21 protein-coding genes and 1 other annotated feature are annotated in these 22713 nt (G+C 42.9%); of the genes, 15 read left to right on the top strand and 6 right to left on the bottom strand.

What is annotated here, in order from left to right; all coding sequences use genetic code 11:
- Nucleotides 1–6: 6 nt before the first annotated feature.
- Together PH235_RS09990 and PH235_RS09995 are read left to right on the top strand one after the other, a co-directional pair.
- Nucleotides 7–450, top strand: coding sequence for an Lrp/AsnC family transcriptional regulator (locus PH235_RS09990; RefSeq protein WP_272162190.1), 444 nt, complete (start codon nucleotides 7–9; stop codon nucleotides 448–450).
- Between the two features lie 483 nt (nucleotides 451–933).
- Complete coding sequence (locus PH235_RS09995; protein ID WP_272162191.1) at nucleotides 934–1266, top strand: family 43 glycosylhydrolase; 333 nt, start codon at nucleotides 934–936, stop codon at nucleotides 1264–1266.
- A gap of 386 nt (nucleotides 1267–1652) precedes the next feature.
- Here the strand turns inward: PH235_RS09995 and tnpB are convergent, their stop codons facing one another.
- The 3 genes from tnpB to PH235_RS10010 all read right to left on the bottom strand — a co-directional run bounded on the left by tnpB (nucleotide 1653) and on the right by PH235_RS10010 (nucleotide 4538).
- Complete coding sequence (gene tnpB / locus PH235_RS10000; RefSeq protein ID WP_272162192.1) at nucleotides 1653–2753, bottom strand: IS200/IS605 family element RNA-guided endonuclease TnpB; 1101 nt, start codon at nucleotides 2751–2753, stop codon at nucleotides 1653–1655.
- Nucleotides 2754–3307: 554 nt separating this feature from the next.
- Nucleotides 3308–4078 (bottom strand): DUF1828 domain-containing protein, encoded by a 771-nt coding sequence (locus PH235_RS10005; protein ID WP_272162193.1) that lies wholly within the window; start codon nucleotides 4076–4078, stop codon nucleotides 3308–3310.
- Between the two features lie 22 nt (nucleotides 4079–4100).
- A complete protein-coding gene (locus PH235_RS10010) occupies nucleotides 4101–4538 on the bottom strand; it encodes a DUF6978 family protein (RefSeq protein ID WP_443080869.1) in 438 nt (145 codons plus the stop codon).
- Nucleotides 4539–5048: 510 nt separating this feature from the next.
- On the opposite strand from PH235_RS10010, the gene PH235_RS10015 reads away from it, so the two are divergent.
- The 9 genes from PH235_RS10015 to mmuM all read left to right on the top strand — a co-directional run bounded on the left by PH235_RS10015 (nucleotide 5049) and on the right by mmuM (nucleotide 17808).
- Nucleotides 5049–6791, top strand: a complete 1743-nt coding sequence (locus tag PH235_RS10015) for a helix-turn-helix domain-containing protein (RefSeq protein ID WP_272162195.1) — start codon at nucleotides 5049–5051, stop codon at nucleotides 6789–6791.
- Between the two features lie 129 nt (nucleotides 6792–6920).
- Complete coding sequence (locus PH235_RS10020) at nucleotides 6921–8393, top strand: glycoside hydrolase family 1 protein (RefSeq protein WP_272162196.1); 1473 nt, start codon at nucleotides 6921–6923, stop codon at nucleotides 8391–8393.
- A 15-nt stretch (nucleotides 8394–8408) separates the two neighbouring features.
- Nucleotides 8409–9788 carry a PTS transporter subunit EIIC gene (locus tag PH235_RS10025; RefSeq protein WP_272162197.1) on the top strand — a complete coding sequence of 460 codons (1380 nt, stop codon included), beginning with the start codon at nucleotides 8409–8411 and terminating at the stop codon, nucleotides 9786–9788.
- Between the two features lie 344 nt (nucleotides 9789–10132).
- Nucleotides 10133–10735 carry a protein adenylyltransferase Fic gene (fic, locus tag PH235_RS10030; RefSeq protein ID WP_272162198.1) on the top strand — a complete coding sequence of 201 codons (603 nt, stop codon included), beginning with the start codon at nucleotides 10133–10135 and terminating at the stop codon, nucleotides 10733–10735.
- A 448-nt stretch (nucleotides 10736–11183) separates the two neighbouring features.
- Complete coding sequence (locus PH235_RS10035) at nucleotides 11184–11822, top strand: NAD(P)H-binding protein (RefSeq protein ID WP_272162199.1); 639 nt, start codon at nucleotides 11184–11186, stop codon at nucleotides 11820–11822.
- A gap of 69 nt (nucleotides 11823–11891) precedes the next feature.
- On the top strand, nucleotides 11892–13430 hold the full coding sequence (gene zwf / locus PH235_RS10040; RefSeq protein WP_443080870.1) for a glucose-6-phosphate dehydrogenase: 1539 nt from the start codon (nucleotides 11892–11894) through the stop codon (nucleotides 13428–13430).
- 669 nt (nucleotides 13431–14099) lie between these two features.
- On the top strand, nucleotides 14100–14846 hold the full coding sequence (locus PH235_RS10045) for an SDR family oxidoreductase (protein ID WP_272162201.1): 747 nt from the start codon (nucleotides 14100–14102) through the stop codon (nucleotides 14844–14846).
- 360 nt (nucleotides 14847–15206) lie between these two features.
- Nucleotides 15207–15434 (top strand) — a binding site (T-box leader).
- Between the two features lie 54 nt (nucleotides 15435–15488).
- Entirely contained in the window at nucleotides 15489–16898 is a 1410-nt protein-coding gene (locus tag PH235_RS10050) for an amino acid permease (RefSeq protein ID WP_272162202.1), read from the top strand.
- Nucleotides 16888–17808, top strand: a complete 921-nt coding sequence (mmuM, locus tag PH235_RS10055; RefSeq protein ID WP_272162203.1) for a homocysteine S-methyltransferase — start codon at nucleotides 16888–16890, stop codon at nucleotides 17806–17808. Before PH235_RS10050 ends, mmuM begins: the two co-directional genes overlap by 11 nt.
- A gap of 297 nt (nucleotides 17809–18105) precedes the next feature.
- On the opposite strand, the gene PH235_RS10060 is transcribed toward mmuM, so the two are convergent.
- The 3 genes from PH235_RS10060 to PH235_RS10070 form a co-directional block, all read right to left on the bottom strand.
- Complete coding sequence (locus PH235_RS10060) at nucleotides 18106–18495, bottom strand: type II toxin-antitoxin system HicB family antitoxin (protein WP_272162204.1); 390 nt, start codon at nucleotides 18493–18495, stop codon at nucleotides 18106–18108.
- A 46-nt stretch (nucleotides 18496–18541) separates the two neighbouring features.
- Entirely contained in the window at nucleotides 18542–18724 is a 183-nt protein-coding gene (locus PH235_RS10065; protein ID WP_272162205.1) for a type II toxin-antitoxin system HicA family toxin, read from the bottom strand.
- A gap of 315 nt (nucleotides 18725–19039) precedes the next feature.
- Nucleotides 19040–19894, bottom strand: coding sequence for an aldo/keto reductase (locus tag PH235_RS10070; protein WP_272162206.1), 855 nt, complete (start codon nucleotides 19892–19894; stop codon nucleotides 19040–19042).
- Between the two features lie 196 nt (nucleotides 19895–20090).
- Here PH235_RS10070 and PH235_RS10075 point away from each other — a divergent pair, with 196 nt between their 5' ends.
- The 4 genes from PH235_RS10075 to PH235_RS10090 all read left to right on the top strand — a co-directional run bounded on the left by PH235_RS10075 (nucleotide 20091) and on the right by PH235_RS10090 (nucleotide 22584).
- Nucleotides 20091–20582: a hypothetical protein gene (locus PH235_RS10075; protein ID WP_272162207.1), complete on the top strand. Its 492-nt coding sequence runs from the start codon at nucleotides 20091–20093 to the stop codon at nucleotides 20580–20582.
- A gap of 113 nt (nucleotides 20583–20695) precedes the next feature.
- Nucleotides 20696–20857: a hypothetical protein gene (locus tag PH235_RS10080; protein WP_086988780.1), complete on the top strand. Its 162-nt coding sequence runs from the start codon at nucleotides 20696–20698 to the stop codon at nucleotides 20855–20857.
- Between the two features lie 156 nt (nucleotides 20858–21013).
- Nucleotides 21014–21775 (top strand): DeoR/GlpR family DNA-binding transcription regulator, encoded by a 762-nt coding sequence (locus PH235_RS10085; protein WP_272162208.1) that lies wholly within the window; start codon nucleotides 21014–21016, stop codon nucleotides 21773–21775.
- Entirely contained in the window at nucleotides 21772–22584 is an 813-nt protein-coding gene (locus tag PH235_RS10090) for a Cof-type HAD-IIB family hydrolase (protein ID WP_272162209.1), read from the top strand. The genes PH235_RS10085 and PH235_RS10090 overlap by 4 nt, the downstream gene beginning before the upstream one ends.
- Nucleotides 22585–22713: the final 129 nt, after the last annotated feature.

Genomic DNA, 22713 nt, shown 5'->3' on the forward strand with positions numbered 1-22713 from the left:
GCCATTATGGATGTGTTAGATCGGAAAATTTTGAATATTATGCAAAAAAATAGCCGGATCACTGTCAAACAGATTGCCGAAGACTGTTTCATCTCGTCTCCATCTGTATCCGTGCGTTTACAGAATTTGGAGAGTATGGGTTACATTCGTACGTATCAAGCTGTTCTTGATCATCAGAAATTGGGCTTTTTGATAAAGGCCTATGTGAATTGTGCGGTCAATGCAAAGGATAAACAAGATTTTTACCGTTATATCGAAGAAATCCCCAATGTCGTGGAGTGCGACTGCATTACGGGTGATTTCTCGATGTTATTGAAGGTCTACTTTACAAATACGATCGAGCTTGATGAATTCATTACGGACCTGCAACGCTTTGGCGATACCAAAACGCATATTGTTTTTTCAACAAATGTCGGTCCCCGCGGCCTGCAAATCCAGATAAACGAATAAGCAAAGACGCCGAGAGTCATTTTCGGCGTTTTTGCTTATTTTTTTTGTGCGGGGATGGAAAATGATGTGTGCGGGACTTGCGGGGGAGCCCTACCTCCGGGGAGCGACCATCTGGCCGGAGAACAATACCGAAAACAACATTCATCTCCGATGAAGCCCGCTCCACCGGTCAAGTCCGGCCAGCTGTTCCGGCCGGCGAGGCCCACGTCATGCTGGACGGGAAACTCCACATCTCCGGCAGCTTCGACAAACGTTCGGATGTATTTTTGTAGCGAGGAGTACCATGTCGTTTCCACTGCCGATTTGGCGAACTGGGAAATGCACGGGACAGCATTGGAAGGAAATGACGTTCCTTGGTTCAACAATCCAGATGCGCCCAAGTACCCCAGATGAATGGAGTAATCCTACTCCATTCATCTGGAAGATGCTCGAAAGCATTGACCACGTAGCCGAGAAGGAAAAGTTCGAAACGGCACCCGAGCAGTGAAGCCCCCGCTACTGTTCGCGCCGGATGCCGTCCATAAAGACGGGAAGTATTATCTGTATTTCTGCATGCCTGACGACAGCGAAGGAGTCACGTTAGCCGATAATCCAACTGGTCTATTCTACGATCCGGGCCAACTGCCTTGTGGCGGCATTGATCAGGCAGTGTTCATCGATGAGGACGGCCAAGCATATTTCTACTGGGGGCAACTTTTTTCTCACCGTGTGAAACTGAACGACGATCTGTTTTCGTTCGACCGCGAAGCAATCGTGGATGATCTGGGGACCCTTGAAGCGGATGCTTTAGAGATCCTCTCCATTACGTTACATTAGGGAAATGAAACAGGTGCGCTGGTTCCGACTGTTGTGTTCACAAAAATAATGACCCACGCAAAAAACGATCGAAGTGACTCGATCGTTTTTTCGTGGCGCTACTTCCGTGACTGTGCCCGCCTGGCCGGAGGAACCAACACAAAAAAACAGGCTGTTCATCCCTAAGCCAGACGTATAAAAATAGGCTCTAATACAATTATTTTTTGCATTCTCATCTGAATTAGCATACAAAGAGTGTTCAACTTTAGACAGTTTTTGGTGAACTACTCACGACTTAAGTCGCACGCTTCCTACGAACTCCTTCCTTACCTACGTATGTCTTTGCAGGCAGAGGGAGTGGATATTTAGTAGGCTCAAAAGGCAGTACCTGCCTCATGTATTTTCTTTTACTTGGCTAACGCCAAGAGGTTCTTGCTGGCATTGATGTCCCGGTCGTGGGTTGCACCGCAAGCCGGACAGGTCCATTCCCTGATATGTGGGGCTTTCTTGCCGTCCCGATGTCCGCAAGTGGAACAGATTTGGGTGGACGGATAAAACCTATCAGCCTTGATGAGCGTCCGGCCTTTCCATTCGGCTTTGTACGCCAACTGCCTGCAGAATTCGGACCAACTGACATCCCCAATCGCTTTCGCAAGACTGTGGTTCTTCATCATATTCGAACTCCGCAGCGTCTCAATCACGATGACTTGGTTTTCGTCCGTGATTTTATTGGAGAGATTGTGCAGGAAATGCTTGCGTTGGTTCGCAATCTTTTCGTGTTTTTTTGCCAGTACCAATCGTGCCTTTTCTCGGTTCTTGCTGCCTTTTTGTTTGCGGGACAAGGCGCGTTGGGCTTTCTTGACTTTCTGTTCAGATCGGGACAGGCATTTCGGGTTCGCATATTTCACGGATTCGCCGGCATCGGTTGTGGTGACGGCGAAGTCGGAAATGCCGAGATCAATACCGATTTTGTGTTCAGCAGGCAGCCATTCCGGTGTTTCCTGTTCCACCAAAATGGAAATGAAATAATTGCCGGCCTTGTTCATGGAAATGGTACAGGATTTGATTAGCCCATCAAAATTCCGGTGCTGTTTAATTGATACGAAGCCGATTTTTGGGAGTTTAATCTTTCCGTCTTCGATACGGATATTGCCGCCCTGATTGTTGGTGGTGTAGGACGCTTTCGATTTATGTTTGGCTTTGAATTTCGGATGACCGATGGCTTTGTCGCGGAAGAAGTTTTTGTAGGCCTTATTTAGGTTTTGGCTGGCATTTGCCAAGGCCAGGTTGTCCACTTCTTTCAGGAACGGAAATTCTTCTTTGAAGGACGTGTAGGTGCGTGGCTTGATGCTTCTCAGCAGTTCTTTATCGTCTTTGTAGGTTTCATAAATTTCTTTTCGGTCAGCCAACATCTGATTGTAGACAAATCTTGCGGAGCCAAAACAATTTGCGAAATAGATTTTCTGTTCCTGATTGGGGTACAAACGAAACTGATAGGCTTTCAGCATGAAACTCACCTCCTTGGCTTCATTATACACCTCCGAACTTGTGTTCGCAAAACGTGAAGTAAGGGAAAAGCTGTGCTACCTAACTATCGACTGAAGTCATGAGAATGCGACAGCACTTATTTCAAATTCAAAGGAACTTTCGCAATAATCAAATAACACTTTGGTGAATCGATTGAAATAATAGTTACTATCAAAATAGGATTTCAGACGTATTTGAAAATATGGATAACCTGAATCTAGTTTTACTGAAACAGCATTCTCATGAAATATTGGAGGAGAATTTGCATGAATGATAAAGAAAAGTCAGAGCGAATAATGGGGAAATATAATCGCAACTTAAGTACTTTTACTAAAAATGCGACTCACTAGGAGTTCAAAACGGTATTGAAATATGTCGCGGATGAAGCCGTCTGTAAACAATGAAAGCTTGTCGGCTTGGACTCAATGTGATGTAGCCTAAAATGTCCATTTGGAAAATTCTAAAAACAGCCCCAATCGTTGAATTGATAACGTTTGGAGCTGTTGATCTACACAGAAACTGATGTTTTATGGAGCTATTTCAATTTCAATAGCTCTTCTTTTTTTGACCAAGGCTGGATATCAATTTCTAATGCTTGTGCTGCTGTAATGGCTTTATCCGGAATTTTGTTATCAATGTCATTTGCGACCAAAATATAGCGAACTTGGTTCTTACTGGTTTTTCTTTTCTTATTCAAGTCATCGTATATGAAACCTTCTTTTGTGACATCCCCGAATGACAGATTGTTGATGAACTGCATCAATATTTCAGGCCGGGATTTTGTCGGTCCAAGACTGTAATCTATCTGATGCTCTAGCCCAGAATCTCCAGTCATTTTGATATCAAAATTACCGCCTAACTCATTATCGAATAAATACTGTTTGGCTTCTTCGTTGAATAGACTTATGATATTCGGTTTTGAGAGGAGAACCATATCATAGATGCGCAAAATCGCTTGGATAAGATTATGTTTTTTCAAAGGGAAATCTTTTATGGTTGCTTCAACATACAAAATCTCATCATTCAACTGGATTCCGAAGTTGGATAAGGTATTATGAATTAATTTTTGCCTCGTATTAGTCTTGATGTCCAATCCATACATTGCAAGTTCATTGAAGGTATTTCCATCATCAGAAATTCGGATTGTGTTGTTTGCTTTCAATTCAATGTATAATCTGATCCGGTCATTTAAGTGGTTAACAAAAGGAGTGACAATCTCATCAGCATTTTCCAGTTGTTTAATTGAATATTTGTTTTTGAACCAGTCCACGTAATCACTGATCAACTGTTGGGATGTGTTGGGCATATTGTTCGACTCCTTTCATTTTCTATGTCAGTGGCATCGTTGTGTTTTTAATATCAACGTTATTATATAATAAGAATGCAACTAAGCTGTCATGTAATTCATTTATGATTTCTTCGTCACTAATTTTATTAAGTGGTTCAACTTGGGTGCCATTGTAATGCTCTTCATCAAAAATATGGACATGAGGAGTATCAATATCAACTCCATTCAATCCTACATGAGGTGGTCCAGTCATATCCAACCTTACCATTAAGCCATGCCTTTTTGAACGCATAAGGTAGGTGAGGTTGTCTATGTTCAAATGGCCTTTTCGATTGATGAGCATGTCAAATTTTTCGTTTATTAATTCTGGGCTCTTTAAATGATGGTGATTTTGACTGCCGATATGAGGGAATTCCAATATCTGTTTCTCCAGTATCTTAAGACAATTAAATAACTCGTCGAAAAGTGCCTGTTCCAAATTACAGTCATCTCCATCTTGTCAGTGACAATTAGTATTTTTTGTGATGAATGCCAGAATCCTACCAGCTTCAACGTAAGTTTCATCATCAGTGATATTTAAATGAACAAACCCAGAAAAATACTTATCTTCATTGCAGTCATTTATTACGACAACTATATCATTTTATTCTTCACTTGTCGTTGATGGTAAATGAGTAAATCTACCTTTTTTATAGACAAACATTTTATAAATCAATTATTTACTGTACTATTTTTAATATACGCAAACATCTGCGAAACACGTTACACCGGAATATTATTGTCTGGATTTGATAGTGATACGGATTAAATTTAAACGTAAGCGCGTTAATCTGTTTTTTTGGCGACATTTCTCAAAATGGATCTCAGTTCTCTTTTACTAAAGATTCTAAACCGATGATAGGCTATAATAGTGTTATCAGATGAAAAAGCGTATTCTCTTGTTGTGTCGCAGATTCTGTATACAGCATTTGTTTTTATAGGAGGAAATATGTTTACGCAAAGGCAAAGTAAGTTACTCATTTATTTATTGAACCTCAAGGATTGGGTAAAGACAAAAGAGTTGGCTGCGTTCCTGAATGTCGGCAGCAAGACAGTTTTAAAAGAAATCAATTCGATAAACGAGATTAATCAGAATGACCTTTTTATTGAATATGTGAGGAACAAAGGCTTCAGGTTTAAAAATTTGTCCGATCAAATGAAAGAGCAAATCATCCAAACAGAGTTTGAAAAAGAAAATTTTCACACTTTAAAAGATAGTCCGATTGTTTTCATCCTTTACCTTATTTTTATGGGAAAAGAAGTCAGCCTCCAGAACATCTCGGATACGTTTTATATGTCAAAAACTTCCGTGGCAAAAGAATTTTCGATCGTGAAACGATGGATAAAAAGGACCAAGGGATTAACGCTTGAAAAAAACAGGCTCGGCTTTAAAATTGTAGGCGAGGAAAGATATAAAAGGATTTATATATCCAACATCATCCACAACGAAAGCTTAAAAAAACTGATGCTCGAACAATATGCTGAAGAGGAATATCAAAAGTATCTTTCAGCAATCACCAGGATTTTAAGGGATTTTTTGATAAACAATCACATTTTTATTTCCGACATGGATTTTAATCGGGTAAGCAAATACATCGTCATTTCGATTTTAAGAAGTAAAGCCGGCGCTCTTCTTGAATTTGCGGATGAAATGCACACTACTCAGCCAGTGTTTATGGACGAATTAATCAGTGAGATCAAGAATGAACTGGATTATCTGTTATCAAATTTTGAAGCAAGCGAGATTGAAAATTTAATCAATATTTTCTCGATGCGGACGACGGATTTTATCAATCAGGCAGAGTATGCATTAATTCAGAAAAAATTGCGGACTATTGCAGAACCATTGCATGCTCACGAGGCACATGGGGATAAAAATGAAACCATTACGGATGAAGTCGTTCGGACCCTCTCGGCGTTAAAAAGGAAGCAAAAGCTTGGTATCACTAGCCTGAATCTTCTGAATGACGAAATAATCAAGAAATACCTTTTTGCAGCCCATCATACTTATCTTTTATTCAAAAATGATTTGAAATTGTCAATCGATAAGGAACTTTCCAGAATCGTCCTGCTGATCAATTTATACATTGATGAACTGAGCAGGAAAGGGAAAAATATTCTTTTGGTCAGTAAATCCAATATGGAAGTTCTGGAAAACATAAAGTACAAGTTTGAGGTGCACCAAGCAGATGCGCATGTGCACTACTTGCCTCAGTATTTTCTCGACGATGGGAACTTTAATTTTGGGAAATACAACATATTCATAACAACGGAAGATGAGATCACTGTCCGTTATCCTTTTTTCGAGTTGATGGATGCGATCCCGTCCGATGAGAACATCTCCCTGGTATTCCTGAAGGATCAGAAGCAATCGGAAGAGCGTATTCAGAGTACAATGAGCAAAATTGAGTTTACTGAAATGCATGTAGCCAAAGAAGAATCGGCACGTGATATCCTGGATGAAATCGAAGCCATCCCCAGCGATTTTGCAAGTAAATTTACTATACATGGCAATGAATTATTGATTCTGTATATGCAAGCTGGCCTGAAACAAGCGGTGAAAAAATATGTCTTCGAGAAGGAAATCAGCATTGAGAACCAGTCTGTTCAAAAAGTATATCTTGTTTCCTGTGATGAAGATTATCCTTCCAAACAAGAGTTTTTTCAGGCTGTCACCGGATTGATCAAATAAACTTATCAGCATCAGCAAGCAGAAAACACCATTCTCAAAAAGTGCTCGTCAACAGAGACTTTTTAGGAATGGTGTTTTATTGTTGGATAAATTATATTATTAGCATAAAGAAGAAACGGGAGGGTTAAGATGATTAGAGAATTAAAAAAAGAAATGCCTGAAGGATTTTTATGGGGCGGCGCTACTGCAGCCAACCAAATTGAAGGCGGTTTCTCAGAAGGTGGAAAAGGGATTTCAGTAGCTGATTGTTATTCATTCGACAAAAATCTGCCCAGAGAAAATTGGAGCGATCAATGGCATGAAATGACCAGCAAGCAAATTGAAAGGGCTTTAAATGAAGGGGATAAACATTATTTCCCGAAAAGAACGGGAATAAATTTTTATCAAAATTACAAAGAAGACATCAGGTTATTTGCTGAAATGGGCTTCAAATGTTACCGGATGTCAATTGCCTGGACGAGAATTTTCCCAAACGGGGATGAAGCGGAGCCCAATCAAGCAGGCCTGGATTTTTACACAAACGTATTTGAAGAATTAAAAAAATACGGTATCGAACCAATTGTAACAATATCCCACTACGAGATGCCTTTAGCCCTTTCCATCAATTATGGCGGTTGGACCAACAGAAAACTGATAGGTTTTTTTGAAAAGTATTCAGAAGTGTTGTTCAAAAATTTCGGAAAATATGTAAAATATTGGATGGCTTTTAATGAAATAAACAGCATACTGAAGCACCCGTTCACAAGTGCCGGAATTTTGGAAGAGAATAACCAGAATCTGAAAACTGAGGTTTATCAGGCGGCGCATCACCAGTTTGTAGCTAGTGCGGCAGTCACAAAAAAATTGCGCGAAATGTATCCAAACTCAAAAATGGGCTGTATGATCAGCTATCAGCTGCCTATTGCGTACAGTTGCAATCCCAGCGATGTGCAAGCGGCAGTTGATTTGCAAAGGGAAACACTCTTCTTCAGTGATGTTCAAGTCAGGGGAGAATATCCTGCATATACCGCACGCTGGTTTGATGACATAGGTGTCTCGCTGGAGACAGAGGACGAGGATTGGGCTGTCTTAAAAGAGGGGACAGTGGATTATGTGAGCTTCAGTTATTACATGACGACCGCAGTAAGCAGCGAGCCGGATAAATTCGAAAAAGTGGCGGGGAACTTGTTGGTTAAGGGCGTCAAAAATCCGTATTTAGCAATCAGTGATTGGGGCTGGCAAATTGATCCTCAGGGCATCAGAGTTGCTGCAAACCAATTGTATGATAGATACCAACTTCCGATATTGGTTGCTGAGAATGGTGTCGGAGCGTTGGATAAAGTCGAAAACGGCGAAATCCATGATGACTATAGGATTGAATACTTAAACGCACACCTTAAACAATTGAAGGAAGCGGTAATAGATGGTGTGGATGTCTTTGGCTATACTGCTTGGGGTTGCATTGATATTGTAAGCGCTTCAACATCGCAGATGAGCAAAAGATATGGTTTTATCTATGTTGATCTTGATGATGAGGGAAAAGGGACCAATCGCAGAATAAAGAAAGATTCATTTAACTGGTACAAGGATGTAATCAAAACGAACGGAAAAATCATTGACTAATTAGGAGGCGTAAAAATGGCAGAAAACATTTACAAGTTGGAAGAGACGATTTTAAAAAATATTGGTGGATCCGAGAATATCAAAAGCTACACACATTGTGCTACTCGGTTGAGATTCCAATTGATTAATGACAGTAAAGTCGGTTATGATGCTCTGAAATCAACCGATGGTGTCCTCGGAGTCATAAACAAAGGGGGACAAACACAAATCATTATCGGACCTGCTGTCGAACAAGTTTACCACAGGTTTGCAGGACTACTGAAAAATCAAAAAGGCGCAGGTGAACTTGCTCTTGATGGAGCGAGTCTTGAGAATTCGGAAAATGCATCAAATCCATCAAAAACAAAGGTTGTCGACCAAGTTTTGGCTTATATTTCTGGGTCGATACAACCGACATTGCCTGTGTTGATATCTGCAGGTATGATCAGTGCACTGTTGGCGATCGCTGTAACTATGGGTATGGATAATCAAAGTCTTACATATACCACACTGATTGCTGTTGTGAATGTGGGTTTTGCTTTCCTGCCGGTATTCGTAGCTTTTTCTGCCGCCAGACATATAGGAACGAACGAATTTATTGCAGCCTTTATTTCACTAATCACGCTTAATGTATTTAACCAGCAAGCAGAGTTGAATCTGTTCAACCTTGCTGTTCCGAATATCAAGTACATGAACAGCATAATCCCTGTCTTGCTTATGGTTCCGTTATTGTACGTCGTTGATAGATTATGCGACAAATACATCCCGAGTGTTGCGCATTTTACGCTCAAATCGTTGATAATGGTAGTAGTTTGTTTGCCTGCTATGCTGGTTGTGTTTGGACCGGTAGGCTCACTTATAGGTGGCGGGCTGGCTAATGCGTGCATCTGGCTGCTGGAAACCACCGGACCCATTGCATTGGCTGTTCTATCCGCCCTGCATCCAATCACAGTTATGTTCGGGATGCATTACCTGTTTACGCCGATTATGACAAACGAAGTTGCTATGACCGGATATTCCTTTGTGCTTGACCGTGCATTAGCGGCAAACTTTGCAATGGCAGGAGCTGCCTTTGCGGTTGGATTCAAAGCCAAGAAATCGATCAACAAATCTTCAGGTTTTTCATCAGGAGTAACAGCTCTGTTGAGCGTCACAGAACCAGCACTCTATGGATGTTTGGTTCGACTGAAAAGACCACTAATTGCTGCATGTGCAGCCGCCGGAATTTCGGGAGCATTTTTAGGAATATTCAAAGTTAAGGCTTATGCAATAGCCAGCCCCAATCTGTTGTCGTTGCCGATTTTTATCGGCGGAGAAGGCATGAGCAATTTTGTACTGGCTTGCGCTGGAGCATTGCTTGCATTCGTTCTGGGATTTGGGCTTACCTACGTTATGGGGTTCAGTGAGGAAGCTTGATTGTTTTCCAGACAAAAATCATGCAAAAAGGTCCTCAAGTTGGTGCCATTTCAGAATGGAATTTTGAAATAGTAGTGTCTTACTAAATTTTGTGAATAAGAAGGCTTGAAACGACGAAATGACGTTTCAAGTCTTTTGTGTATAGTTTGCAATTATCAGTAACGGATAAAAAGCTAATGCTCAAATGCAATCGTATCCGGAGCTGCCGCGAATGTTGATTAGGCGGGGAGGAGCGCTAGTTGTTGAAGAACATCATTTCCTTCTCGCCTTAGACGACAAACCGATGATTGGTTATAATAGTAGTATTAGATGAATAGCTTATTTTCAAGTAAAGGAGCTTAGCCGTGTTAGATAACAAATTGGGAATCACGAATCAAGTTGAGTTGGCGAAAGCGGAAGAACGAATCAGTAAAGCTAACGCTAAACGTTTATATGATTCTGGTGATATCAATGATCTGGAAATCGGTACGTACAAAGGTTTAACAGACATTCAGAAATATTTGTTTGATGATATTTATGACTTTGCGGGAAAGACCCGTGCCATGAATATTTCGAAGGGAAACTTCAGATTTGCACCCGTTATGTATTTGGAAGTTTCTTTGAATCACATTGACGGTATGCCACAATCCACTATCGAGGAAATTGTAGCGAAATATGTTGAAATGAATATTGCGCATCCTTTTCGTGAAGGAAATGGACGCAGTACACGCATCTGGTTGGACTTGATTCTGAAGAAAGAACTGGGGAAAGTAGTAGACTGGAACCTGATCGACAAAGATAATTATCTTTCTGCCATGGAACGCAGTCCTGTAAATGACTTGGAAATCAGATACTTGATCAGTAATGCCTTGACTACGTCAATTGATGATAGGGAAGTATACATGAAAGGTATCGATGTCAGTTATTATTACGAGGGATATACAGAATATACTACTGATGATTTATAAAGGTTTAATGAAAAATTGGTAAGACTATATTTTTTCAAAACGGAGTACGGGTCCTCATCTCCGATGAGGGCTGCCTCGCCGGAGATGGACGGTGAAAATGGAATCTGATCTCCGATGAAGGTCTCTTGACCGGAGGAGACTACGACGAAACAGTGCTGTTCTCCGGCAAGAACCGTATCACCGGAGAAAAATAAGCAAACCCGAAGATCCGAATGCAACAAAACAAGCAGAAACGTTAGCTATTCAACGTTTCTGCTTGTTTTTTCAGTTTATAAACCGATTTTCCTTATGCCAATTCGCGTTTTTCTCGTTTTACAATGCACAATCGGCCAGATTTTACGGTATCCATATGAAACGAACAACCATATCGATAAAGTTTACGATTGACTTGGAGTGAACTTCAGGGTCTACACTATGGATATCGACTAGAAGAAAAGGGGTTTTTGACATGAAAATATTGATTTTAGGGGCGGCAGGACAAATCTCGAAGATGTTAACCAACCGATTATTGCAGGAAACTGATGCAGAATTAGTTCTGTATGCCCGTAATGCGAACAGACGGATCGCCAACAGTGACCCAAGCCGAATCGCGATCATCGACGGGGATTTCAACGATTCAGCTAAGTTGATGGACGCCATGAAAGGTGTGGAGATTGTTTATCTGAATGACATGAATTCTCCGGATGCTACCCAAACCATTGTCAATGCTGCTAAAAAATCCGGTGTTGCCAAAATAATTTGCGCCACCATTCTTGGGATTTATGACGAAGTGGTCGGCGAGTTCGGGAAATGGAATGCCAGAATGGTCGGCCGCACGGGAACAAACCGCCACAAAGAGTCGGCAAAGATCATCGAAGATTCCGGGATTGATTATACTTTGTTGCGCTTGACTTGGCTTTACAATCAGGAAGGCAACGAAAAGTATAGGATCAGTCAAAAAGGGGAACCTTTCATCGGTGCGCAAGTGGCTCGCCAAGCGGTCGCGCGGTTGATCATGGACATCATTGAAAATCCGGCTGTCTATTCAAACAAAAGCCTGGGCGTCAGCGAACCCAACACAGATTTTCCGAAACCATCCTTTTATTAAAAATGTTTTTGATTTTTCAGGTGCTCAAATTCTCTAAGAGTGAAGGAACTTTGCGCTAATCATGGTATTATGGAAATATTAAGTAACGCAGGAGGCGATAAAGTGGTAAAAACAAATCCAGTATTGATTGTATTATTCGGTGCGACAGGTGATTTAGCTCAAAGAAAGTTATATCCTTCATTTTTCCGATTATTCCGAAGCGGTGCGTTGGCAGAACGTTTCGCAGTGATCGGGACGGCAAGAAGAGAGTGGAGCGACGAGCATTTTCGGGATGTGGTTTCTGAATCGATTCAATCATTCCAACCGACAGAAGCGGAAAAAACTGCCTTTTTAAGCCACTTTTATTATCGTGCGCATGATGTTTCCGATGTGGAGCATTACGTGCATCTCAAAGAGTTGGCTGACATATTGGATGCGAAATATGATTTGGATCAGAACCGAATGTACTATCTGGCGATGGCACCGCAATTTTTCGGACCGATTGTGACCCATTTGAAAGAGCAGCATATTGTGACGGACAAAGGGTTCAACCGCGTCGTCATCGAAAAGCCGTTCGGGATGGATTATGCATCAGCCGAGCAATTGAATGATCAAATCACAAAAGTGTTCCCGGAAGAGGATATTTTCAGGATCGACCACTATTTGGGCAAAGAGATGATCCAAAATATTTTGGCCGTGCGTTTGACGAATCCGTTCCTGGAATCCTCGTGGAATCGTGATTACATCGAAAATGTTCAGATCACGTTTGCCGAGGAATTGGGCGTGGAAGAGCGCGGTGGCTACTATGATCACAGCGGAGCCTTGAAGGATATGGTCCAAAATCATATTCTGCAAGTGTTGTCCTTGCTGGCGATGGAACCTTTAGCTTCCGTATCCGAAGCGAATATCCAGACAGCCAAGATCAAAGCACTGAATGATGTGCGTGTCTATTCGCCGGAGGAAGTCCGCGAAAACTTCGTCAGAGGACAGTATGCGGCAGGGCATTTGGGTGATAAGGAATTTGTTGCTTATCAAGAAGAGCCGAATGTCGCAAGCGATTCGAAGACTGAAACGTTTGTAGCCGGCAAATTCATGGTGGACAATCCGCGTTGGAACGGAGTGCCATTTTATGTTCGAACCGGAAAACGCCTGACCGATAAAGGAACGCGCGTCAATATCGTTTTCAAAAAAGTTCCCGTCAATCCGTTTGATGCAGAGAAGGATGTCCCAGCAAACGATCTTACCATCTATATCCAGCCAACAGAAGGCTTTGCTTTGACTATGAACCGCAAAGAAATCGGACAGGGATTCAATACCCAGCCGATCAAATTGGAGTACCGCCATGACAGCGAAATGATGGAGAATACGCCGGAAGCATACGAACGCCTGACCTATGACGTTATTTTGGGCGATGCAACCAACTTTGCGCGCTGGGAAGAAGTCGCGCAATCCTGGAAAATCATTGACGCGATCCGCGAAACGTGGGACAGCGAAGATACCGAGATTCCCAAGTATGCGGCAAGAACAATGGGACCAAAAGAAGCGTTTGATCTGTTGAAAAAAGAGAACCATGAGTGGGTCTGGAGACCGGACGAGTGGTACCGCGAGCGAGGATTGCTGGAGGGATAGATCCAGTGTTGCGTCCTTGTGTATTGTGACCGGGACGGTCTCTCCTCCAGGGAGGGACTGCTAGCCGGAGGAGAACGGAGATACCGGTCCTGTCCTCCGGTGTAGACCGATTAAACGGAGAACAGCATAACGAACGGAATCCCAACTCCGACCAAAGCCGCTTTATCGGAGAACAGCGAAGTAAACGAGTTTCACCAAATAACAGAGGAGTGCTCACCAACCAGTTGAGCACTCCTTTTTGTGGTTTCCGGTAATGATGGGTTCAAATATGAAGACGAATTACCGGAGAAACCCTATTCACCGGAGGGCACCACTCTGAATGAGCGGGGTGGGTTCACCTCCGGGGAGGGGCTGCTGGCCGTAGGTGAGCGGAGATACCGGGACTGTCCTCCGATGTAGACCGGTTAACCGGAGAACAGCGAAACGAACAGAATCCCAACTCCGGCCAAAGCTGCTTCACCGGAGATTACCGTTCAGAGGTTAGGCGAATTTTCAGAATTTCCAACTGCTATCCCTTGACTTCACCTCAAGGTTAAGGAGTAAGGTTCTGGTAAGCCTATAACGGGTGCCCGGTGGTATAATGAAAATGGACAAACAGTTGTCAGCTGCAGAAAACCGTTTTTCGATTCTTTATTGATACTCCGGGTCAGAATGGAAAGGATGAAGATAATGGCAATCAAAGACAAAGTAGTAATCATCACGGGAGCTTCTTCAGGAATCGGCGAGGCGACAGCCCGACTGTTGGCAAGCAAAGGAGCCAAGTTGGTTTTGGGCGCGCGCAGAGAAGAGCATTTGAGGAAATTGGTTGATGAAATCGTCCAGGCTGGCGGGGAAGCTGTTTACCACGTTACGGACGTCACCAAAATCGAAGATAATAAAAAACTGGTTGTTCTGGCAAAAGAAAAATTCGGCAAAGTGGATGTCATTTTCCTGAATGCCGGCGTGATGCCGAATTCGCCGCTATCGAAGTTGAAATCGAAGGATTGGAATCTTATGGTGGACGTCAACATCAAAGGCGTGCTGAACGGGATCGAAGCGGTCCTTCCGGAATTCGTGAAACAGAAATCCGGTCATGTCATCACCACATCGTCCGTTGCGGGCCTTAAAGCATACCCGGGCGGAGCAGTCTATGGCGCCACTAAATGGGCAGTGCGCGATCTGATGGAAGTGTTGCGCATGGAATCAGCGATGGAAGGCACCAACATCAGAACAGCCACGATCTATCCGGCCGCAATCAACACGGAATTGCTGGAAACCATCAGCGACGATAAGATAGCCAAAGATATGGGGATCATTTATAAACAATACGGCATCAGCCCAGATCGCGTTGCCAATGTGGTCGCATTCGCGATTGATCAGCCCGAGGATACCAACGTAAACGAGTTTACGATCGGACCGACAATTCAGCCTTGGTAAATAAATATTACTAAAAAGAGAGCCCGGTGCACCGCATGACATAGTGCAGCAGGCTTTCTTTTTGTGTCTTCTGAATGTTACCGGATTGTTCTCCTCCGATGAAGGAATGTTTGGACGGAGGAGAGCACCGACAAAAAATCTGTTCTCCGTCCAGAGTCTCCCCGCCGGAGCAGAGCGACGTGATTGGTAACGTAGCTCCTGCCAAAACCGCTCGGCCGGAGGACAGCACCAAAACGGACCGCCACCTCCGGCTAGCCCCAAAACCCACACCAACCAAAACAACAAGAATGAAAGTAAGCAGAAAATATTTCACAAATTAATTGACAACCTACTAGCATTCTTGTATATTTATTAAAAATATATGAAACTTTGATGAGATAAGTAGTTGGGAAAGAAACCACAGAGAGTCTGCGGATGGTGAGAGCAGATGTTTCGGAATCAGCGAAAATGGTCTTTGAGTTATCGCTTGTGAGGGAAACTTAGCAAGAGACGGGTACGCCCGATAGAGCGTGAAGGGATGACAGTCCCTTGCTGAGATAATCTTTATGATTATGAACAAAGGTGGTAACGCGAGCATTCGCCCTTTCAATAGGGGGAGTGCTTTTTTTTATATATTTTTAAAACATTTTTGGAGGCGAAAATATGGAGCAATCATTTGTAAGAGAAATGACATCAAAGCATTTAGTTATGCTTTCATTGGGTGGAGTTATAGGAACCGGAATCTTTTTGAGTTCCGGGTATTTGATTCAAACCACGGGTTCGATCGGAACCATCATCGCATATTTGATCGGAGCGTTTTTGGTGACGTTAATCATGATGTGCTTGGGCGAATTGTCGGTTCACGAGCCTAGTACGAGTTCGTTCCACAACTACGCTTCAAAATATATCCATCCCGGAGCAGGTTTCGTGGTGGCATGGCTTTATTGGTTGACGTGGACAGTGGCATTGGGTTCGCAGTTTATCACCTTGGCGATTTTATCGCAGCGCTGGTTCCCTGGCATTCCCACATGGCTTTGGTGCATTTTTTTTATCGGCATTATTTTACTTTCAAATATTATTGATGTGCGTTGGTTCTCAGTCAGCGAATTTTGGATGTCGCTGATCAAAGTGCTCGCACTGGCAATTTTCCTTATCCTGGGTCTAGGTGGCATTTTTGGGTTTATACCGATTCAGGGAAATGAATCAGCACCACTTTTTAATCATCTGACGGAAAATGGTTGGTTCCCGAAAGGAGCAGGCTCCGTTTTCTTGGCGATCCTGTCGGCTAACTTTGCTTTTTCAGGTGCGGAATTGATCGGCGTAGCCGCTGGCGAAACGACAAATCCCAAGAAAAATATCCCGAAAGCGATCCTGCAGACAATCGTCATTCTGGTGGTCCTTTTCATCGGGACGATTGTTGTGATCGGTGCGTTGCTTCCGGATTCTGCGGCTAATTTGGATGAAAGTCCGGTGACCGTCATCCTGAATTTGATGGGTATCCCATATGCCGCCGACATCATGAACCTCGTCCTGATCACTGTAGTTCTTTCCGGCGCAAACTCCGGGGTCTACGCCGCGTCGAGAATGCTGTGGTCGCTGGCAAATGCAGGAACGCTGCCGAAACGCTTCGCCAAATTATCCAAGCGCGGGTTGCCGATCTATGGGTTGCTGCTGACCATTCTGGGTGGACTCCTCTCGCTGTTTTCCAGCATTTATTCCGCGGACACTGTTTACCTTGCTTTGGTATCCATCTCGGCATTCGCGGTCGTGGCTGTTTGGTTGAGCATCGCGTGGGCACAACTGAATTTCCGCAAACACTATCTGAAATCGGGGCATAAACTGGAGGAACTGGATTACCAAACGCCATTCTATCCAATCGTTCCTTGGCTCGTCATCATCCTTTGCTCCGTGTCGATCATCGGCATCGCTTTTGATCCAAACCAACGGATTGCCTTGATTATCGGCATCCCGTTCACAATCTTATGCTTCTTTTATTACCAATTATTCTTCAGCAAAAAGGCTTCTGTAGCAATCGAGAATCAAGAAGTAGGTGAGCTTTCCGATGAATTTTAAAGAGTGGCAAAAGAATCAAAAAGTGATCCTCATCGATGGTTCAATGTCTTTAGGTCTGGAGGAACAAGGCTTGGACCTGAACGATGCGTTATGGACCGCAAAAGCATTAGTGAATGAACCGGATAAAATTGAAAAAGTGCATCAGAACTACTACGATGCAGGGGCAAACATTGCCATCACCTCGAGCTATCAAGCGACGGTAACCGGATTTGAGCGTTTGGGTCACACAACCGAAGAGAGCCGAGCATTGATCAAAAAAACGGTCGAGCTTGCGAAACAGGCCCAGGCGAAAAGCCAAGGCTCGCAAGAAAAATGGGTGGCGGCTTCGGTCGGACCATACGGTGCTTTCTTGGCGGACGGCTCCGAATACCGGGGGAATTACGGACTGTCGCAAACCGAATTAGTTGATTTCCACAGCGAAAGGCTGGAACTTTTACTGGAAGCAGGGGCTGATCTTTTGGCCATCGAAACCATTCCGGACATAACGGAAATCCAGGCACTGATTGAATTGTTGGCGCAAAATCCCAAGGCTTCAGCCTGGCTGACAGTGACCTTGAAGGACGCGCACCATTTATGCGATGGGACCGATCTGCGCGTGTTCCAGCTGTTGGCAGAGTCGTCCGAGCAAATCATTGCCTACGGCGTCAATTGCGTGCAGCCTGATTTGGTCTTGCCTTCCTTGGAATATCTTAAGGAAATTGCGACAAAGCCGTTGATTGCTTATCCAAATTCAGGCGCAATTTATGACCCTACCACCAAGGTATGGACACACAGTCATGCTGTAGACGAAGTTTTCTCAAACGAAGCATTGAAGTGGCATGAGTCAGGATGCAAATGGATCGGCGGCTGTTGCTGCACATCAGCCAAAGAAATCAAGCTGTTGAAGGAAACCTTTGCTGCTGTTCTTTAGATAAAATCATCCGGCTAGCCGGAATTTACATAACAAAATAAACCCATCATCCTTTATGCAAAATAGAGGATGATGGGTTTTTTGGGCAGGTTTGTTTATATCGGTTCTCCGGTTAAAGCCGTTTGGTCGGAGGACAGCATATCATAAATGCATGAATCTCCGGGGAGGGTTGTTTGACAGGAGATAAGCAAACTTAAACCGACTCGATTTCCGACGACAACTGTTTCATCGGAGATCAGCAGCTCAAACAGGGGAGGTCCTCCTAATAGTCCTGCTCCATAAGAACAATCCAACGGCTTATTGTATCTGCAACTTCTCCTTCAACACTTCTGTCAATGTTTGCGAAAAATTGATGCCTTCTTTTTCCGCGAGTGCATTGACATAATTTGGAATCGTCAAAGTTTTTTTGATCATTTTCGTGTTTTCCTTGAGTCTTGCCACTTCGAGATTTGCTTCGATTGGAATCAACAAATCTCCCTTAGAAGGAGAAATTTCATCATATTCGGATGCCGGAGGAATAGCCTCTTTTTCATCCTCAAGCCAAAGCAGATATCCTTCCAAAGCATCTTTTGCCATGTGGAGGGCATCAGACATGTCATCCCCGCTGGTGAACAACTCTGGTAAATCCGGAAACGATACATTGAACTGTGTGCCTTCCGGGTTGAAAATTGCATAATATAAAACCATCAGGATACTTCCTTTCTATTGTTGAATAAATTAAGACGGCAAGGGATTACTTCAATCCCGCCTGCTTGAGGATGCTGTGCACTGTGCCTTTAGGCAAATCCTTTTTTGGATGCGGTACTGTTACGCGACCAGGTTTTTGAAAGTGTCTGAAATGGTGGTGACTGCCTCTTATATTAACTAATACCCAACCGTCATTCATGATTATCGAAATCAATTCCCTTGAGTCCATAGTAAACCTCTTTCTTCATACGAAATATAGTACGTATTTTCGTTGTTGTCAAATAGAACCTACCATAAACATACGAAGTTCACTTCGAATAGATACAGAGGGTGAAGAAGTATCGCTAAATCACGGTTGCCGATTTTTCATCAATGAGCAAGCTGGCTAATGAGGATTCCAATCGAGAGGAATGGTAGCGACTCGTAATGTATTAGCGCCTGCTCATACGGTCCGAATCTGCCAAAAAGAGAACCTCAACAAGAAATGCATGCTTAATAGCATTTCTTGTGAGGTTCTCCTTAACATTATCTGGTACTTTTTCTCTTAATCAGCCGGCACGAATTGGCTCAGCGCTTCTTCCTGTTCCGCAAGCGTCCGTGTGTAGTAACGGAATCCTTTGTCCAGTTGGCGGATTTCGTTCATTTCTTCCTCAGTCAATTCGAAATCGAAGATGTCGATGTTCTCTTTGATGTGCACCGGATTTGATGATTTAGGGAAAACAATGATGCCTTCCTGGATGTGCCAACGCAGGATGATCTGGGCATTCGTTTTTCCGTATTTTTCTGCCAACTTGGTGAATACGGGCTCCTCGATCAAGGCTGCATCGCCATGTCCCAGCGGATACCAGCTTTCGATGACTGTGTTATAAGGGGCGATCCGTTTCTTCAGATCATTTTGTTGATAGTAAGGGTGGCATTCGACTTGCAAAACAGATGGATTGATTGTTGCGGCAGTGAGTACTTCTTCCAAACGTTCGGATTCGAAATTGCTCAAGCCGATGCTCTTCACTTTGCCTTCAGCGACAGCTTTTTCCATATCTTTCCAAGCGCCCAGGTAATCCCCGAATTGTTGATGCAGCAGCAAGAGGTCGATGTAATCCGTCTGCAGACGCTCCAGCATTTTATCGATGGCTTTTGCTGTTTTGCCTTCGCCGTATTCGCTTGGCCAAAGTTTCGTCGTGATCCAGATTTCCTCTCTCGGAATGCCGCTTTCTTTTACTGCTTGCCCGACACCGCGCTCATTTTGATAGGCATGCGCGGTATCGATGTGGCGATAGCTTAATTTGAAGGCTTCCAAACAAGCTTCTTTGGTCTTCTCGTCCCCAGGAATCTGGAAGACACCCAGCCCGAATTGTGGGATTTTGTTTCCATCGTTCAATGTGATATACGTTTGTTCCATAGTATTTTCCTCCATCACTTTATTTGATAAGTCTACTTTAAACCTTGGAGTGCACTCCAAGTCAAATGTAAATTTCTATTTTTTTATTTTTTTTTCTTTTGGTGTATCTTTTTGGGAATAAGCTTCATCCCTTGCAAATTTTCCGGATTAGTCATACAATGATAGCGATTACACCATCAACGAAAGGGCGGATTGTATGAGTCAAACAGTGTATACCAACTATTGGCAGAATCGTATCGGCAACATTCGGAAGGAACACGGCAGCTATAAAACTGAGGAAGAGGCGATTGCGGGGATCAAAGCCTGGTGGGAACTGCATAAGGAAAATCACAAGCATGTGCAGTATAACCGAACCAACAGCGGCGCTCTCGAAATCGTCTACGACGACAAAAACTATGTCTATCGGATCGAGAAACGCACAATCGAAGGCGCCTTGCCCAAACGAACGTACCGACTGAAGAAAGCCGGAGAAGTGGAATCGCTGCGAGGGAAATACAATCTCAACAAAGAATCGTTCCTGTTCGACGAATTGCCCGAACCAATTCGCGACAGACTAATCCTGGCGATGGCCGACATCAATAAAGCCAGAAGCCATGTCTACGACAAAGAAGGCCGCCTGATCCGCGGGCTTGAAGACAAAATTATGGTTGGCAGTAGCGTTTCGTTCAAAAATAAAATCTTAATTTGAATATCTAAAAATAAACCAGCACAAACGCCTAAAAACATTTGTGTTGGTTTTTATCTTATGATTAAGGTGTGATAATATGTAAAGTGTAACCAATTGACTAAGTGGGTGATGAGATGATTGATAAAGAAACGGCCCAAAAAATTCTGGATAAATATGACCGGGACTATGCTACTTTTTCTGAAAAAGCAACGCGCAAGGAGTTTCATACTGTTTTGAAATATGTTGCGGATGAATCCAACAGAAGACAACGGAAACAAGTAGGGTTAGACAAATAAAGAGCTTCATAAAATAAATTATGATTATAGGATAAACCAGCACAAACGCCTAAAAAACGTTTGTGCTTATTTTTTTTACCCAATTCAAACAAATGCTTAAATAAACTTGAATTTACTTATGAATGCTTATATAATTAAATTAAAGGTGGTGGGATGATGTACCAAGAAGAGCGCATCCAGCAGATCCAACAGCTGTTGGATGAGAGAAAAAGACTTTCCAAAAAAGAAATAATGGAAGCATTCGATATTTCGTCGGATACTGCTCGCCGGGATATCCTGGAATTTCTAAAAACCGGAAATGCTGTTCGTACGCATGGTGGCATTATGTTATCTGAAGAGAGCCCGAAGATACTCAGTTTTGGAGAGCGGACAGGCATACATAAACCTGAAAAAGAAAAAATGGCTGATAGAGTTTTGGAAGAAATAGCCGAGAATAGCACGTTATTTTTGGATGTGTCGACTACGTTATTCTTGGCAGCGCAGAAATTAAACAAAAAGTGTACGGTTTATACTCATTCCCTGGACAATGCCTTTGTATTGGGAATGAATCCAAAAATAAAGGTTCATCTTTTGGGTGGGGAGTTCAATCATGAGGACAGGTTTTTCTTTTCGGTCCGGAGTTTGGAAGAAATCGATGCGATAAAATTTGATATTTGTTTTATCGGAGCGGCAAGTTTGGAGAAAGAGGGTATCTTTTTCAAAGAAGCGAACAATGCCTTGATCAAGCAAAAAGTGGTAAAACAAAGCCGCCAAGTGGTTTTGGTGGCTGAAAATCAGAAATTCAGCAAAGCAGCGCAGTACAAAGGCGCAAATTACAAGGACATCGCTTGCTTCATTACAGATAAAGTTCTGACACCAAAACAGCAGGCTTATTTCGAAGATGAAACAGAGATCATCTTTGAGGAGGAAACGGTATGACAAAGATTGAGATGGTATTCAGCGATATAGATGGCACGTTGTTAAATTCGAACCATGAAGTTACAGCCGAAGCAAGCCAAATCATTCAAGACTTGGTTAAGCAAGGCACCAAAATCATTCTGGCATCCGCTAGACCGCCAGGAGCAATGGTTTCGATTGCCGATGAAGTTCAGTTGTCGTCACCGTTAGTTTGCTTTAACGGAGCACTGATCACACAATATAAAGAAGGGTCATTTGATGATCTGTATAGTCTGACTTTAGACCGATTGGACACATTACAACTCTATCAAGCAGTATCCACAAAGTTTCCGGAAATAAGCTTTAATATCTATTCCGGCGAGCGGTGGTACGTTGAACGAGAAGATGAATGGGTAGAGCAAGAAGCGGCAATCACAAAAATGGATCCAGAATCCATCGCAATGGAAGATTTTCTGAACGAGCAATTTCCTGTCCACAAAATCCTGTGTATGGGAAATCCGGATGATATTCAAAAACTGGAGGATGAGCTGGCAGAGGCAAACTTATCAAACATTTCCTACTACCGATCAAAAGACACCTATATGGAAATCGTCAATAATCAGGTATCAAAGCTGGGGGCACTTCACTTTTTATGTGAAAAATATGGCGTTGAATTGGAAAGCACTTTAGCAATCGGTGACAATTTCAACGATATGCCGATGATCATACACTCAGGTAAAGGAATCGCAATGGGAAATGCTCCTGATGAGGTAAAACAAGCAGCTGATTATGTAACGGATACGAATGATGAGAATGGTTTTTATAAGGCGTTGGCAAAGTGTTTTGGATAAATGAAATTGATTCAGAAAGTGAATCAAAAATAAGCACAAACGCTTATCATAAAACGTTTGTGCTTATTTTTCGTACATTCATCGAACCTCCAAATTAACCTCCTTCAAAATCACACTAAACAATGAGCA

It is taken from the genome of Trichococcus sp. K1Tr (genome assembly GCF_028309625.1).
Taxonomy (GTDB): domain Bacteria; phylum Bacillota; class Bacilli; order Lactobacillales; family Aerococcaceae; genus Trichococcus.